The organism is Anabaena sp. CCY 9402-a (assembly GCF_963920945.1).
In the GTDB taxonomy this organism is placed as follows: Bacteria; Cyanobacteriota; Cyanobacteriia; order Cyanobacteriales; family Nostocaceae; genus Trichormus; species Trichormus minutissimus.
Map to the genome: position 1 here is coordinate 39,997 of NZ_CAWUDL010000025.1, position 16,106 is coordinate 56,102.

15 protein-coding genes are annotated in these 16,106 nt (G+C 42.3%); 12 read left to right on the forward strand and 3 right to left on the reverse strand.

Annotated elements, in window-relative coordinates:
• Positions 1-211 precede the first annotated feature (211 nt).
• From psbA to ACM0OR_RS11485, 3 genes are all read left to right on the forward strand, one after another.
• A complete protein-coding gene (psbA, locus tag ACM0OR_RS11475) occupies positions 212-1,294 on the forward strand; it encodes a photosystem II q(b) protein (protein WP_414576306.1) in 1,083 nt (360 codons plus the stop codon).
• Positions 1,295-1,518: 224 nt separating this feature from the next.
• Positions 1,519-2,910: a malic enzyme-like NAD(P)-binding protein gene (locus ACM0OR_RS11480; protein WP_414576307.1), complete on the forward strand. Its 1,392-nt coding sequence runs from the start codon at positions 1,519-1,521 to the stop codon at positions 2,908-2,910.
• A gap of 87 nt (positions 2,911-2,997) precedes the next feature.
• On the forward strand, positions 2,998-4,434 hold the full coding sequence (locus ACM0OR_RS11485; protein ID WP_414576308.1) for an FAD-dependent oxidoreductase: 1,437 nt from the start codon (positions 2,998-3,000) through the stop codon (positions 4,432-4,434).
• A gap of 203 nt (positions 4,435-4,637) precedes the next feature.
• Here the strand turns inward: ACM0OR_RS11485 and ACM0OR_RS11490 are convergent, their stop codons facing one another.
• The gene (locus tag ACM0OR_RS11490; RefSeq protein WP_414576309.1) at positions 4,638-6,122 is read right to left on the reverse strand and encodes a Rieske 2Fe-2S domain-containing protein; all 1,485 of its coding nucleotides are present in this window, start codon (positions 6,120-6,122) and stop codon (positions 4,638-4,640) included.
• Positions 6,123-6,280: 158 nt separating this feature from the next.
• Here ACM0OR_RS11490 and ACM0OR_RS11495 point away from each other — a divergent pair, with 158 nt between their 5' ends.
• From ACM0OR_RS11495 to ACM0OR_RS11520, 6 genes are all read left to right on the forward strand, one after another.
• Entirely contained in the window at positions 6,281-7,261 is a 981-nt protein-coding gene (locus ACM0OR_RS11495) for an aldo/keto reductase (protein WP_414576310.1), read from the forward strand.
• 96 nt (positions 7,262-7,357) lie between these two features.
• A complete protein-coding gene (gene ilvA, locus ACM0OR_RS11500) occupies positions 7,358-8,869 on the forward strand; it encodes a threonine ammonia-lyase, biosynthetic (RefSeq protein ID WP_414576311.1) in 1,512 nt (503 codons plus the stop codon).
• Between the two features lie 144 nt (positions 8,870-9,013).
• Positions 9,014-9,244: an addiction module protein gene (locus tag ACM0OR_RS11505; RefSeq protein ID WP_414576312.1), complete on the forward strand. Its 231-nt coding sequence runs from the start codon at positions 9,014-9,016 to the stop codon at positions 9,242-9,244.
• A 28-nt stretch (positions 9,245-9,272) separates the two neighbouring features.
• Entirely contained in the window at positions 9,273-9,527 is a 255-nt protein-coding gene (locus ACM0OR_RS11510) for a type II toxin-antitoxin system RelE/ParE family toxin (protein WP_414576329.1), read from the forward strand.
• A 130-nt stretch (positions 9,528-9,657) separates the two neighbouring features.
• On the forward strand, positions 9,658-9,876 hold the full coding sequence (locus tag ACM0OR_RS11515; protein WP_414576313.1) for a hypothetical protein: 219 nt from the start codon (positions 9,658-9,660) through the stop codon (positions 9,874-9,876).
• Entirely contained in the window at positions 9,873-10,157 is a 285-nt protein-coding gene (locus tag ACM0OR_RS11520) for a type II toxin-antitoxin system YafQ family toxin (protein ID WP_414576314.1), read from the forward strand. The genes ACM0OR_RS11515 and ACM0OR_RS11520 overlap by 4 nt, the downstream gene beginning before the upstream one ends.
• A gap of 60 nt (positions 10,158-10,217) precedes the next feature.
• Here ACM0OR_RS11520 and ACM0OR_RS11525 read toward each other — a convergent pair whose 3' ends face one another.
• Positions 10,218-10,556 carry a XisI protein gene (locus ACM0OR_RS11525; RefSeq protein ID WP_414576315.1) on the reverse strand — a complete coding sequence of 113 codons (339 nt, stop codon included), beginning with the start codon at positions 10,554-10,556 and terminating at the stop codon, positions 10,218-10,220.
• A gap of 165 nt (positions 10,557-10,721) precedes the next feature.
• Between ACM0OR_RS11525 and ACM0OR_RS11530 the strand changes: the two genes are divergently transcribed.
• Complete coding sequence (locus tag ACM0OR_RS11530) at positions 10,722-11,264, forward strand: Uma2 family endonuclease (protein ID WP_414576330.1); 543 nt, start codon at positions 10,722-10,724, stop codon at positions 11,262-11,264.
• A 209-nt stretch (positions 11,265-11,473) separates the two neighbouring features.
• Here ACM0OR_RS11530 and ACM0OR_RS11535 read toward each other — a convergent pair whose 3' ends face one another.
• The gene (locus ACM0OR_RS11535) at positions 11,474-12,940 is read right to left on the reverse strand and encodes an AAA family ATPase (protein WP_414576316.1); all 1,467 of its coding nucleotides are present in this window, start codon (positions 12,938-12,940) and stop codon (positions 11,474-11,476) included.
• 266 nt (positions 12,941-13,206) lie between these two features.
• Between ACM0OR_RS11535 and ACM0OR_RS11540 the strand changes: the two genes are divergently transcribed.
• A complete protein-coding gene (locus tag ACM0OR_RS11540; RefSeq protein ID WP_414576317.1) occupies positions 13,207-14,253 on the forward strand; it encodes a zinc-dependent dehydrogenase in 1,047 nt (348 codons plus the stop codon).
• A 129-nt stretch (positions 14,254-14,382) separates the two neighbouring features.
• Entirely contained in the window at positions 14,383-15,675 is a 1,293-nt protein-coding gene (locus tag ACM0OR_RS11545; protein ID WP_414576318.1) for an inorganic phosphate transporter, read from the forward strand.
• Positions 15,676-16,106: the final 431 nt, after the last annotated feature.

Consider the following 16,106-nt stretch of genomic DNA (forward strand, 5'->3'; position numbering starts at 1 on the left):
ATTATAGAGCCGGGAAAATTGCCCCGTAATTCTACCATCTCCCAGGGGAAATGAGTTAACGATATTTCGAGTATTTGTAGTGTGAGGCGAGTTAAAATAATCCCGGTGATAGGGGAGAAGGTATTTGACGAAAGTCTTTGAAAACATCTGAACTTCTTAATTTTTAGGAATTGAGAAAGCTTGTTGTTAGCACTTTATCAATACCATAGCCATGACCTCAATTTTAGAAAGAAACGAAAGAGGTAGCTTTTGGGATCGTTTCTGTCAATGGATTACTAGCACCGAAAATCGGCTTTATATCGGCTGGTTCGGGGTTTTAATGATTCCCACATTGTTAACAGCTACCACCTGTTTTATCATTGCCTTTATTGCTGCACCACCCGTTGACATTGACGGGATTCGAGAACCAGTAACAGGTTCTTTGTTGTACGGCAATAACATCATTACTGGTGCTGTTGTACCCACATCCAACGCCATTGGATTGCATTTCTACCCGATTTGGGAAGCTGCGTCAATGGATGAATGGCTCTACAACGGCGGCCCTTATCAACTGATTATTTTGCATTTTCTCATTGGTATCTTTTGCTGGCTTGGTCGGCAATGGGAGTTGAGCTATCGTCTAGGGATGCGTCCTTGGATTTGTGTGGCTTACTCTGCACCTGTAGCGGCTGCGACCTCTGTTTTCTTAATTTATCCCATTGGTCAAGGTAGTTTTTCTGACGGGATGCCTTTAGGAATTAGCGGCACTTTTAACTTCATGTTTGTCTTTCAAGCCGAGCATAACATTCTCATGCACCCATTCCATATGTTAGGTGTGGCGGGGGTGTTCGGTGGGGCATTGTTCTCTGCCATGCACGGTTCTTTGGTATCTTCTTCCCTGGTGCGGGAGACAACAGAAGTTGAGTCGGTCAACTACGGCTACAAGTTTGGTCAAGAACAAGAAACCTATAGCATTGTGGCGGCTCACGGTTATTTTGGGCGGTTAATTTGGCAATATGCCAGTTTTAACAACTCCCGTTCTTTGCACTTTTTCTTGGCTGCTTGGCCTGTCGTGGGAATTTGGTTTACGGCTTTGGGTATCAGTACGATGGCGTTTAACCTGAATGGGTTTAACTTTAATCACTCGATACTTGATTCTCATGGTCGTGTGATTAATACATGGGCTGATGTGCTGAACCGTGCCAACTTGGGTATAGAGGTGATGCACGAACGTAATGCTCACAATTTCCCGCTAGATTTGGCTAGTGGTGAGGCTGTACCTGTGGCTTTGCAATCTCCGGTTATTCATGGTTGAATCTGCATGAGTTGAAAGGGAAATTTCAACGCAGAGGGACGCAAAGTGCAGCGCAGAGGTACGCGGAGAATTTGTTAGGAATTGGTGTAAATTAAAAAGCTCTCTAATTTAGAGAGCTTTTTTTGGGTGGGATGAAAAATATGGAAATGTCTTATTTTAGGTTTAGTCTCGATTTTTACTGAGCGATTCAATATACAATCTAGAATTTAAAATCTCTCATCAAAATGACAAACCTAACTCCTAATTCCAGTTTTAGTGTCACGCTGCGGTTACAAATTCCTAATCGGGTGGGGATGTTGGCAGCGATCGCTCAGGCTATTGCCGAAAGTGGCGGAAATATCGGTACAATCGATTTAATTGAACAAACTCGCCACGTTTCTATTCGTGACCTGAATGTTGATGCTGCTAGCACTGAACACGCGGAAACTATTGTGCAAGCAGTTAAAGGTATCCCTGACATTAAGCTGTTAAGTGTTCACGATCGCACTTTCAATTTACATCGGGGTGGCAAAATTAGCATTGTTAGCCGTATCCCCCTCAAGAGCGTGTCTGATTTGGCAATGGCTTACACTCCAGGGGTAGGAAGGGTGTGTACTGCGATCGCTCAAGACCCCACAGAGGTTTATAATTTAACTATCAAACAAAATACTGTCGCCATTGTCACTGATGGTAGTGCGGTTTTAGGCTTGGGTAATCTTGGCCCCCATGCAGCTTTACCAGTGATGGAAGGTAAGGCGATGCTGTTTAAAGAATTTGCCGGTCTGGATGCGTTTCCTATTTGCTTAAATACCCAAAATACAGAAGAAATTATCCAGGCGGTAAAACATATTGCTCCCGTGTTTGGGGGTGTAAATTTGGAAGATATCGCTGCTCCCCGTTGCTTTGAAATTGAACAGCGATTAAGGCAGGAATTAGATATACCCGTATTTCATGATGACCAACATGGTACGGCAATTGTCACCTTAGCAGCATTATTTAACGCTCTGAAATTGGTGCAGAAACCCATTGCAGATATCCGTATTGTCATTAATGGTGCTGGTGCGGCTGGAGTAGCGATCGCGCGTCTACTCAAGAAAGCGGGAGCAGAAAAAATCTGGATGTGCGACTCTAAGGGGATTATCTCCACCAGTCGCACTGACTTAAATGAAGAGAAACAGGAATTTGCCGTTAAAGCCCAAGGTACGCTAGCAGGCGCAGTCCAAGGTGCAGATGTATTTATCGGTGTTAGCGCACCGGGAGTATTAACACCAGAAATGGTGAAATCTATGGCTAAAGATGCCATTATCTTTGCTATGGCTAACCCCATCCCAGAAATTCAGCCGGAATTAGTTAGCAAAGATGTGGCTGTCATCGCTACCGGTCGTAGTGACTACCCCAACCAAATCAACAACGTTTTAGCCTTCCCTGGAGTGTTCCGGGGTGCTTTAGATTGTCGGGCGCAGACAATTACTACCACCATGTATTTACAAGCAGCTCATGCGATCGCGGCTTTAGTTAGTCCCTCAGAGTTAAATCGAGAACATATTATTCCTTCTGTGTTTGATGGGCGTGTTGTGACTGCTGTAGCGGCGGCGGTACAACAGGCGGCGCGTGAAGAAGGGATTGCGCGGAGCTAATCAATTCAATATGGGATGGACTGCTGACTCCATCCCTAAGCTATAGAGTTCTCAAATAGAATATAGTTAGTTTTGGTAAGCAAAGTTATGTTAGCTGATATCTACGATGTTGTCATAGTCGGGGCAGGGCCGATTGGACTAGCAACTGCGATCGGTTTACACAAGCGGGGAATTGAAAAAATTTTGGTATTAGACCAAACCCGCGCTTTTCTTCCAGTTGGTCAAATTTTAGATTTACTTCCCAATGGCTTAAAATCTCTGAAATATTTAGATGCTCATGCTTACATGGTTGTAAAAAATACAGCCCTTGGGTTATCTAATTATCAAGCATCTAATCAAGAAGAAAATCTTCCCAAAACTGTACCCAAATGGTTTTATAGAAATTTGCAAGGGCAGGTAATTCGCTCAGTTTCCCTCAGTTTTGATGATTGGGTTCAAGAATATGGCGAAGGAAGAGTGTCACTAGCTTGGTATGATTTGCAGACAACCTTAAGACAACAATTACCCCAAGAAATTGTCAAAGCTAATCACCGTTGTATAAATATTGTAGATGACCTAGAAAATGATTGTGTGCGGATAGATTGTGTTTCTGACACTACAACAGAAGGCAATCCCTATGCCCATTGGAATGATAACAAAGCCGAAAATGTAGATACAAATTCCCCAGCATCAGTCACTAATAAATCATTTCGAGCTAGGCTGGTTGTAGCTGCCGACGGAATTAATTCAACAATTCGTCGAGTGCTTTACAAAGGTAGCCCTTACCAAGATTATGCCCAGCCAGAATATTCTGGATTTGCTGCTATATATTGCCGGGAAATTGCTGATATTCCCCAAGAAGTAGAAACAGAAATTGCAGCAAAATTCTTACAGAACTCACGAGTTACTACTATCTGTCATGATGAGATATCCAAAAATGCGGCCGGTGAGATGGAAGATACAAGGATGATGTTATTCCGCAGTCGCATTACTAATCAATTTGGCTATCTCATCCACTTACCTATACCTTTGGTAGCTTTACAAGGTAAATCTGGTAATTCTTTGATTGAGTTAGCTGTACAAGCCTTTGAGCAAGCTGGATATCCCGATGTCCTAAAACAATTAGTCCGGTTATCACCTCCAGAAAATATAGAACAGCGTCCTTATTACATTCATCGGGCAATTATTTCTGAGAGTGAAACCAAACCAATTCAACCAACTTGGAACGCCGGGAGAGTTGTTTTAGTTGGTGATGCGGCGCATGGAATGCCTCCATTCATGGCTCAAGGTGCTAATCAAGGTTTAGAAGATGCTTTAGCAGTGGTGGTATTAATTGCTCAAATTGCCGCAGAAAATAACTGGAATAACAGACAAGCCATAGCAGAAGCTTTCCAAAAATATGAGCAGTTGCGTCGTCCGTGGATGGCCTATGTGCAACAAGCAACATTAAATCGACATCCCTATTCTTCAGATGATAATTGGCAGCAATATAGTCAACAAATTTATGGGCGTAATGTTGAGCAAGTGATCAAAGAGTTAGTTTAGTTCGTAACGATGCTCCCCCCCGCTACGCTAAAGTAATTCGTAATACCGCTACGCGGAAGCAAGTTCTGATTTTTCACGTTATGTGGAAAAGCTAACGCGAAACCTAACCCCCTTCCCTACTTTCGCGGAGCGTGTCGTAGACAGGGAAGGGGGAATATGTAGAGATGCGATAAATTACGTTTCTACAAGTGGGGTGCTTTGTATTATGGATTGCGAAAGTGTTGAAATTCATAGGCATAAAATAGCCGACTGAATTTTTGCAACAGGTATCCAACTACTGCAAACAAAATTCCGCCTCCTAGTGCTAACCAAAATCCTGTCGGTGGGAGAACTGCCACAAATTTCTCTAAAGCGGCTTGTGTCGCTACCATGCGTGCGTCTAATATAACTGCCAACAAGAAACATACAGCTGCTACTACATAAGCCGACATCTTTAAACGATTGATGTTAGCAAGGGCATTTTGGCAAACTGTACAGTGTTGCGTGTGGGTTGTCCAGACATCGAATAACTTTTGATGCTCTATTTCTCCCAAAGGTAAATCATGGCTGTAGCCTTCCGCCCAAGGGATACCGCCGCCAGCGCGTTTGTCTAGCCATTGGCGAAATGTAATCACCATCTTGTCTTGGGGATTAGGTGTAAAGACAGCATCAAGCCATTTACCCTGTTTTCTCTGGGCAATAGTTTTTTCTTGATAATGCAGAAATACCATATCTTGGTGCAGGAACAAGGAGGCTAACACATGACCTAACCAAGTGGGTAAGGGTAGACCAAAAATTGATAATCCTTGGGGTTTTTTGCCTTGGGGATTTTTGACGAACACTTGACAGCCAATATGACGACACCATCCTGGACGGGTGGGAGTAGCATACAAAGCCAAAATGAATTTGCCGCCATCTTTCGGGGTGGAGGCAATTCTCATATGACAAGGTGGCTGGAAGTCGTGAATTGCTTGCTCAATGTTGCCGGTTGTGGGTTGAATTTCAAAAGCAAAGCCATCCTGTGTAGATATCTTGCGGGTGGGAATCATGTCATAATACTTAGCATCTTTATAGCGATCGCCTACAATCCCATGATGAGAAACTGGTACATGGGCAGGATCGGCAACGTTTTCCATGAAATAATCCCATCCATAGGGCAAATCCCGGAAGTTCCAAAAAAATTGCTCCACTTGCTCTGAATTTTCTTCTAATTCGGGAACAAGGCGTGGTTTTCGCCACTGGCTTTCTAGTTGGGCTTTTTCTCCAGTTTCCCCCCATACCCACAATAAGCCTTGATGCTCTTGGGTAGGATAGACAACCGCACAGGATTTGGGATTGTCACAGTTTTTTTCTTCCGTCTGTTTATCTAGAGACTGAGGAATACTGACACATTTACCTTCAGCATCAAACCGCCAAGCATGATAAGCACATAGAAGTGTACCATCAGCTTCTACCCGTCCTTGGGAAAGGGGAGCAAGTCGATGGGGACAAAAATCTTCAAAGCAACGCCATTTTCCTGTACCATCCCGCCACAACACAATATCTTTGCCTAACAACTGCATCGCATGGGGACGAGTAGGATCAAGATATTCCACAACCGCTATGGGATACCACTGCTTTGTCCATTGGAATATCCCTTCTTCTGCTTGCAGTTGCTCGTTTTTCAGACTATTTAATATATTTCCCGGCAAGTTGATATCAGTAGTCATATACTAATGCTGTATTTTTTAGATGACATGACCCTAGCTTAGTAAATTTTTCAGGTTCGTAGTAAGGACTTTAGTCCTTAGATTGAGGACTAAAGTCCTCACTACAAACTTACTAGTATTGTGATTAAATAAACGCTGAATTTTTAGGATAAATATATATGCAGGCTAGCCAAGAATTATCTTTACCACAGATGGGTTGCGGAACTTGGGCATGGGGAAACCAATTGCTTTGGGGCTACAGTGAAAGTATGGACGACCAGTTACAAGCGGTGTTTAACCTGTGTGTAAGTAATGGTGTGACCCTATTTGATACAGGCGATTCTTACGGCACTGGACGCTTACAAGGACGTAGTGAATTACTTTTAGGACAATTTTCTCGCTCATATCAAGGTGTCAACCAAGACCATATCTGCATTGCCACCAAGTTGGCTGCATACCCTTGGCGATGGACACGCCAGTCAATGATTAAAGCTTGTAACGCTTCAGCACAACGCTTGGGTAGAAATGTTGATTTAGTACAGATGCACTGGTCAACGGCAAATTATGCCCCTTGGCAAGAGGAGGGACTTTTGGAAGGTTTAGCTGATTTGTACGAGCAAGGTTTAGTCAAGGGTGTGGGATTATCTAACTACGGCACTAAACGCCTGCAACGTGTACATCAAAAGTTTGCGGCGCGGGGAATACCGATTAAAACTCTGCAAGTGCAATACTCACTGTTATCTACATATCCTGTCACCGAATTGGGACTAAAACAAGTGTGTGATGAACTGGGTATACAACTAATCGCCTACAGTCCTTTAGGTTTGGGGATATTAACAGGGAAATATACAGAAAATAGCTCTTATCCTAAAGGTATCAGAGGTTTATTATTTAGACAATTACTCCCCGGAGCGCGATCGCTCTTAGCCTGTTTACGCGCTGTGGCAGAATCTAGAAATAAAACTATGTCCCAAGTCGCCATTAACTGGTGCATTTGTAAGGGAACTATGCCTATCCCTGGAGCAAAATCTGTCACCCAGGCGCAGAATAATATTGGTGCATTGGGTTGGCAATTAGATGCTGGTGAAATTGCGGAGTTAGATCAAGCAGCAGCCAGTACAGATAAAAAGATGGTGCAAAATATTTTTCAGACTAAATAATTGAATTAGTAGCGATCGCTAATAACTACCAAAGTATGGTGACAAACTTAACGTAAAATTAATCCTTATCCAGCCCTTGCTCATCCCATCTACCCCATGTTTTGTGACTACCTAGTACAAATTCTGACTGCTCGTGTATACGATGTTGCTCAGGAATCTCCTCTGGAGTATGCCCCGAATCTTTCTGCCAGACTGAATAATCAACTCTTGTTGAAACGGGAAGATATGCAGTCTGTATTTTCCTTTAAGCTACGCGGTGCTTACAACAAAATGGCTAACCTCACGCCGGACTTACTAGCACAGGGCGTAATTGCTGCCTCTGCGGGTAATCATGCCCAAGGTGTGGCATTGGGTGCAAGTCGGTTAGGAACAAAAGCCATTATCGTTATGCCTGTGACTACACCCCAGGTAAAGATAGATGCAGTCAAGGCGCGAGGGGGAGAGGTGGTACTGTATGGGGATACCTATGATGATGCTTACGCCTTTGCTCGACAACTGGAGGCTCAAAAGGGTTTAACCTTCATTCATCCTTTTGATGATCCTCATGTCATAGCTGGACAGGGAACTATTGGCATGGAAATTCTCAGGCAATACCAGCAGCCAATTCATGCCATATTCGTGGCGATTGGTGGCGGTGGCTTGATTTCTGGGATTGCTGCCTATGTGAAACGTCTCCGTCCCGAAATCAAAATTATTGGTGTAGAACCAATAGATGCTGATGCGATGCACCAATCCTTGAAAGCAGGTAAACGGGTGCGGTTGTCTCAGGTGGGTTTATTTGCTGATGGGGTAGCAGTGCGGGAAGTAGGCGAAGAAACCTTTAGGCTGTGTCAAGAATATGTAGATGAAATCGTTTTGGTGGATACCGATGCCACCTGTGCCGCAATTAAAGATGTGTTTGAGGATACCCGCTCTATTTTAGAACCTGCCGGGGCATTGGCGATCGCCGGTGCAAAAGCCTATGTCGAACGGGAGCAAATTCAAGGACAAACCTTAATTGCGATCGCCTGCGGTGCAAATATGAACTTTGATCGTTTGCGTTTTGTTGCCGAACGCGCCGAATTTGGCGAACGCCGCGAAGCCATCTTTGCAGTCACAATTCCCGAAGCACCAGGAAGTCTACATAAATTTTGCGAATGTATTGGTAGACGCAACCTAACAGAGTTTAACTATCGCATTGCTGACGAGAAAATTGCCCATATTTTTGTCGGGATGCAAATCCAAAACCGTGCTGATAGAGTCAAGATGGTAGAAACCTTTGAAGATTGTGGTTTTCCCATTATCGATTTAACTGATGATGAACTGACAAAACTGCATTTAAGGCACATGGTTGGCGGACATTCTCCCCTAGCACACAATGAATTACTCTATCGGTTTGAGTTTCCTGAACGTCCCGGCGCATTGATGAAATTTGTCGCTTCCATGAGTCCTAACTGGAATATTAGTATGTTCCACTACCGCAATAATGGCTCAGACTACGGGCGGATTGTGGTAGGAATGCAAGTACCTCCCCAGGAAATGGCAGAATGGCAGATATTTCTTGATAGCCTCGGTTACGGCTATTGGGATGAAAGCCAAAATCCGGCGTATAAATTGTTTTTGGGTTGAGGAAGTTGGTGGAACACTGTCACCATTCTTTACAGTTAACACTCAACAACTTGAAGCGGAATAATTTATTTTTGAGAGTTTCCTAAAGCAGTGATGGTCGGATAGTTAAGCCTATAATGAGAATTGTTGGGAAGACTCCAAAGCATGAGTGAAACTGCCGAAAAACTTAAACTTGAACTTTCTCAGCTTTCTGCAAAAGAACGTGCTGAAATTGCCTACTTTTTATTTCATTCTCTAGATGATAATCTAGATGATGATATAGAAACTATTTGGGATACGGAATTAACCAAAAGGTTGGAAGATATTAATCGTAAGACAGTTATGGGAGAACCAATATCTCAATTTTTTGAAGAGTTACGAGAAAAGTATTCGTGAAGTTTATTGTTAAGAGCTTGATGCTGCAATAGCTTACTATGAAACGCAGAAAGTAGGCTGGGGACTAGATTTACTATATCAAATAGAAAAATTTATTCTCAAAATTCAGCAAAACCCGAATTTAGGAACTCCATACAAAATTGAAGGAATACGCCGCTATGCTATTCAACGTTTTCCCTACCTAATTTTTTATACGGAGCTTGAAGAAGTGATTTGGGTTATAGCAATAGCTCATGGTAAGCGCAAACCAAATTACTGGAAACAAAGAAATCTTGAAATTTAACATCAGGCATTTTAATTAGGAAATATCAGGCGATCGCCTGATGTAAACTAATAACAATCAGCATTCGATAGATAAGCTCCCTGAACATTTCAGCTATAATTGACTTAATATTAAACCTCAAATAAAACCTATGACACAACAAATCTCAACACTACAAAAAGCACTTAATGTTGTAGAATCACTCGATCCAGAGGAACAAGCGATACTAGTTGATATTATTAGTAAACGGTTAAGCCAACAACGTAGGAATCAGTTATTAACAGAAGTTGCACAAGCTAGACACGACTACCAACAGAGGAATATTAAACAAGGTTCTGTTTCTGATTTGATGGCGGAGTTAGATGAGTGAGAACTTTAGTTTGGAGTGCAGGATTTGTACGTAAGTTTAAGCGTCTCATCAAGAAAAATCCACAGTTGCGATCGCCGATTGAAAAAGTCTTACAATTATTAACCGAAGACCCTTTTGATTCCAGCTTACATACTCATAAATTAAAGGGTGATTTAGATGGAGTATGGTCTTGCTCAATAGATTATGATAATCGCATTTTATTTGAATTTGTTCCTAGCCCAGATTCAGGAGAGGAAGATATACTGTTACTCACTCTAGGCTCACATGATGATGTTTATTAGTCGCATCCATAACATCAGGAAATTCTAGTTAGGAAATATCAGAGCGATCGCCTGATATTATCATCGCGCTACACCATAATCAGTATACTGACGCTTGTAAGGAGCTTGGAAACCTAGGACAATATCCTCTTTTGGTACTCCCATCATCACTAATTCCTCTGCTGGATTGCGATCAGTTAAATTCTGTTGCAGCCATATTTTGCCATCTTTAATATCAAAATGTAGGATACATCGATAAATACGATTAAATCCTTGCCAACCTACATTCATCCATTGATAATGATTGCGTTCTGTGTCTAAAATAAGTTGGACTTCAACATCATTCTCCAAAACATCATCATTAGCATAGTTAGTCAACAAAGTTTTAACTAAGTCTTGGTATTTTGCTAATTTATCCACTTTACAATCACCTCATGTTCTGGCTCATAGGCTTTTTTAACTGATTCATGAAAAATATCTTTTGCAGACACAATTAAAACTAAATATCTTTTTTACCGATTTTAACGCAATAGACGGGAATTTTAGAATTACTATATTAATTAAATGTCTGTTTCAGGAGGTGTTATGTCCCTGACAATTCAAGACTTGGAAAAAGTACAGCAGCAGTTTCCTGAATATCGCATGGAATTATTACAGGGGAATATTGTTGTTATGAGTCCATCAGGATATGAATCAGATGAAGTTGCAGCTTCAATGATTGCTAAGTTATATAACTGGGTGAAACCTCGTCAACTTGGAAGGGTAGCTGCTTCTAGTGCAGGTTTTAGATTACCTAATTCTGATTTAAGATCCCCTGATGCTTCATTTGTCTTAGCAGAAAGGTTGCGTCGTTCTCCCAAGTCTTTTGCTCAGTTAGCTCCTGATTTGACAGTAGAAGTAAAATCTCCCAACGATGATTTAGAACAGTTGCGGGTAAAAATCCGCGAGTTTTTGGCGTTGGGAACGCGGGTAGGAATTTTGATTAACCCAGATAATCATACGGTTGAGGTACTTTATCCAGAAAAAGAACCAATAATTTTACACGATGGTGATGTACTCACTGTTCCTGATTTGCTCCCTGGATGGGAAGTACAAATTTCTGATTTGTGGTCTCCAGAATTTGACTAGTTATCAGAATTTACGCAAGTGTCACAATTAATAGTTGGTGCGTGAGCCTATAAGTCTCATTAAGCTAATCTTCATTCATTTTTCCAGACTGATTCGCTTGTAGTAAGGGCTTCAGCCCTGGTTTTATGCAACTTAAATGCTGATTAGCTTACTACGCTCAAATACTTTTGCAGTGCTAGTTGCGGAAGTTCTAATTTTTTATCTGGAACTTAGAGATTTACGGATAAATCTTCTGCTGTAATTAGAGTTAGCTGAGAATTATCTAACTTGTGAAGATCATGGACAATACGATTAGCTTGTTGTTCAATACTCCGTTCAAATAAAGCGCGAGCGAAACGTCCATTACCAAAATTCTTGTCTCGTTTAACATGAGCAAGTTCAAAAGTAGCTTGTAAGATAATATTTGCTGAAGGATCGAGAGTATAGCCATTATCTTCGCAGAATTTCTTGAAAATTAATAACAATTCATGGGGATTGTAATGATCGAGGTAAAATAAACGGTGCAGACGGGATTTAAAACCGGGGTTGGATTCTAGTAAACTATCCATTTCCTCAGTGTAACCCGCTATAACTACCGCCAAGCGATCGCGATGATCTTCCATGCGTTTAATTAATATCTGCAATGCTTCCTTGCCATAATCATTAGGGCTATCTTCGGGTGCAAGGGAGTGAGCTTCATCGATGAACAGTACACCATCTAAGGCTTGCTGGACAGCATTTTCCACCCTGAGCGCAGTTTGTCCAATATACCCACTCACAATCCCGGCGCGATCAGTTTCTACAACGTGTCCGCGTTCCAGAAATCCTAATTGTTTATACAAACGCCCCACTAAACGGGCAATTGTGGTTTTACCTGTCCCTGGAGGTCCGTACAGCATCAGGTGTAGTGATGTGTCTACAGTTTTCAGCCCGCGTTTTTCCCGTTCGGTTTGCACTTTCAAGTAGTTGGCTAGAGAGAAAAGTTGTTGCTTGGTGCGTTCATGCCCAACTAGTGCTTTTAAGTCTGCAAACACTACCTCTAGACTATCGTCATGGGGTGGCTCATGCTCAACAAAGGTAGCTTTGGTTTCATATCTAGATTCATAAACCTCTAGACTCACATCACTGAGGTCTTTTTCCGTGTCCGGCGCACTCACCATCAGGCTATGAACTTTCATTTTGATTTTATCGTGAATGACAAAACCAAAATTTCGCCCTGGGACATCCATTAATTTGTCTGCGGGGAATTTGTCTACAAGGGTACTGTTAATGTAGAACTCGACAAATTTACCTACACGGCAAATCTCTAATAAGTTCACAGCATTACCACGCTGAATGCGATCGCAGCGTTTCCAATCTGTATAGTTGACAAAACTACCATTTCTGACCTCAGCAATGCGATAACAAGCATGACCAGAAATCACAAACTCAAAAAAATTGCGATCGTCTAACAGTCCCCAAACGAAACCATATCCATGATCATCTACACCAGCAGCTTTTTCTAAGACCATATGAATATGAAAATCAGTCCTGTCATAAAAGAACTCCGCCGAGTTCCACGATAGCCAATAAGCATCACCTTCACGTTTGTGGTCAAATACATAGTGACCCACTTCCATGTAAAGGCTGCACTCTGAGCTATCTCGTGTCACCCAACTACAACGATTATCTTGAAAGTGTTCCTCAAAAATTAGCATTGCGTTCCTCTGTAGCTCTGTGTGTAGAATCAGCTGCTAACTATATTCATTCTAAACACGCCTCAACAGACTTACTTTATTGCTAAAGCCCACCAATCTTTCTACCACAAGTATTTCAGCCTCCATAGCAGCAGATTTTATTCATGGGGAATGGGCTAGTTAGATTACCAGCAAGATTTCATCCTTTGAACAAAAATGTTGAGCTTTGTAGCTTAACATAGGCGACTAATGTTACATCTATTAACGTTGAGCAGTGGAAAATCAACGTGAAAGCACAGGTATTTAGAGGTGTTAATCAACTCTCTTACGAAGAGATCCCCGTACCGCATCTGGAAGCAGACGAAGTTTTGGTACAGGTGGAAGTAGTTGGCTTATGTCAGTCAGATATAAAAAAAATTCGTTATCCACTTTATGAACCACCGCGCATCTTTGGCCATGAAACAGCCGGGACGATCGCCGCAGTAGGTTCGCAAGTGCTAGGTTGGCAGGTAGGACAACGGGTAGCAGTCATGCACCACATACCTTGTATGCGTTGTGCCTACTGCATGAATGATAATTTCTCCATGTGCGATCTGTACAAAAATATCTCCACCACCGCAGGTTTTAACGCCAGTGGCGGCGGCTTTGCTGAGTATGTCAAAGTTCCAGGTCATATTGTGCAGAATGGCGGGTTAATCCCGATTCCTGACAGTATTAGTTTTGAAGAAGCCAGTTTTGTTGAGCCTACCAACTGCTGTTTAAAGGCAGTGAAAAAAGCGCAAATTGCCCCCGGACAGACTGTTTTAGTAACTGGTGCAGGGCCAATTGGTTTAATGTTTATCATGCTGGTGAAGTATTTCGGGGCAGAAGCGATCGCCACTGATTTATTACCCTCTAGAATTGAAAAAGCTGTAAATGTTGGTGCAGAAGCAGCTTTTGACGCGCGTGATCCCGATTTACCAGCCAAAATTCATGCCCTTACTGGTGGACTAGGTGTTGATGTCACGTTGCTAGCTGTCCCCAGCGAAAAAGCTTTCTTTCAAGCCCTAGATTGTACTCGGAAAGGTGGCAAAATCCTATTTTTCGCCGAATTTCCCGACGAAGTAGAAATTCCTATTAATCCCAATCTCCTCTACCGTCGAGAAATAGACCTCATGGGTAGCTACAGTTCCTCCTATCGCCTGCAAAATCTCTCGGCAGATATTGTATTTAATCGTCGCATTGACGTGCAAGCCTTAATCAGCGATCGCTACCCCCTAAAAGACTTATCAGCAGCCGTAGACCAAGCGATCGCACCTACCCCAGAAACCTACAAAATTCTCATCTATCCCTAGGTTGGGGACTGAGGACTAGGGAATTGAAAATAATCTTTCCCTTGTCTCCTTTGTCTCCCTTCCAAAAATTTTTAATTTTTAATTTTTAATTTTTAATTGATCTCTGGGTCTTCCCCCCTATCCCCCAATATGGAAATACCGATTACATTACTGATAGTAGCCCTACTAGCCTTCTATGTAGCTTGGAATCTGGGAGCTAACGACGTTGCTAATGCAATGGGAACTTCCGTTGGTTCTAAAGCTATTACTCTGAAGCAGGCACTAATTATTGCTGGGGTATTAGAGTTTACTGGTGCTGTTTTATTCGGTCATCAGGTGACAGCCACCCTAGCAACAAAAGTAGCCAACCCTAACTTATTTGCGGCGACACCCCAAGTTTTAGCTACTGGGATGATCACAGTGCTTATTTCTTCTGGTGTATGGTTGCAAATTGCTACAGCAAAGGGTTTACCTGTATCTTCCTCCCATGCAGTCGTCGGTGCGATCGCTGGTTTTAGTTGGGTAGCTTTAGGCATAGAGGCGATTGATTGGTCAACCATTGGCTCAATCACTGTTGGTTGGATTTTAACACCAGTTATCAGTGGAGCGATCGCCGCTTTATTCTATAGTCAAATCAAACACTGGATTTTGGATCAACCTCATCAAACCAAACAACTACAAGAGTGGATTCCCTGGTTGAGTGCAATTCTCATCGGGGCTTTTGGTGTAATTGTCCTACCTTCTTTCACTCAACCCGTAACCAATTTTTTAATTGCCCAATTCGGTATTCACATTCCACCCCACGACATCCCCTTGATCACAGGTGCAGTAGCCGCAGTTACACTGACTGTTTTTAGTTGGCGACAGCTAGAGGAGTTAGAGGGCATGGGGCAGAGGGCAGGGGACAAGGAAAATTTCAACCCAGTCAACACCAACACCGAATCCCTATTTGCCCGTTTCCAAGTCCTAAGTGCTTGCTTTGTCGCCTTTGCACATGGTTCTAATGATGTCGGTAATGCGATCGCACCTGTAGCGGCGATCGTTTATATCAATCGCACGGGCCAAGTACCAACAGCAGGCATTAATATTCCCCTATGGATCTTAATTCTTGGTGGTGCTGGAATTGTTGCTGGTCTAGCTGTTTGGGGTAAAAAAGTGATCGCTACTATTGGCGAAAATATCATCGCCTTACAACCCAGTAGTGGATTTTGTGCTGAACTCGCCACAGCTACCACCATCCTCATCGCCTCTCGGCTAGGTTTACCTGTTTCCACCTCTCACGCCCTCGTTGGTGGTGTAGTCGGTATTGGTCTGGTGCAAGATATAAATTCGGTGAAATTTCAAACCCTCAAGGGTATAGCCGCCGCTTGGCTAGTGACTGTTCCTATCAGTGCAGTTCTCAGTGCGACCATCTTTAGCATTGCTCGGATGGCTTTTGTTTAATGTCAATTGTTATTACTCTCTGCTAATAACGCAAAAACTAGAATTTATTTTGGCAGAATGGCATTTAATTAATTAAAATGCTTCTTAAGGGCTGATTTGAATTTCTCCCTGAATCGAAGCTATAAATTGTTATAAAAGCTACATTCTGTAAAAATTACCTGTAACTTGAAACTCTTCTAGCAGTTTTTTATAAATCACCTACATAATTGCAACCAGCTATTAATTGCTATTGCTACAAAAATAACAAGTATTTATATTTAGGTGAGATTTTTTCACGAGAAAATATCTTACTGGGTCAGAGAATCATGAAAATCAGACGGATGAAGTGCTGAAAGGTCTGTGATATGAAAAAAACACAGTATAGTCAATCTGTGAGTCACATAATATGCTTTGTCAATACTGGGGTAAGCATGACACAATGGCGTTGATAT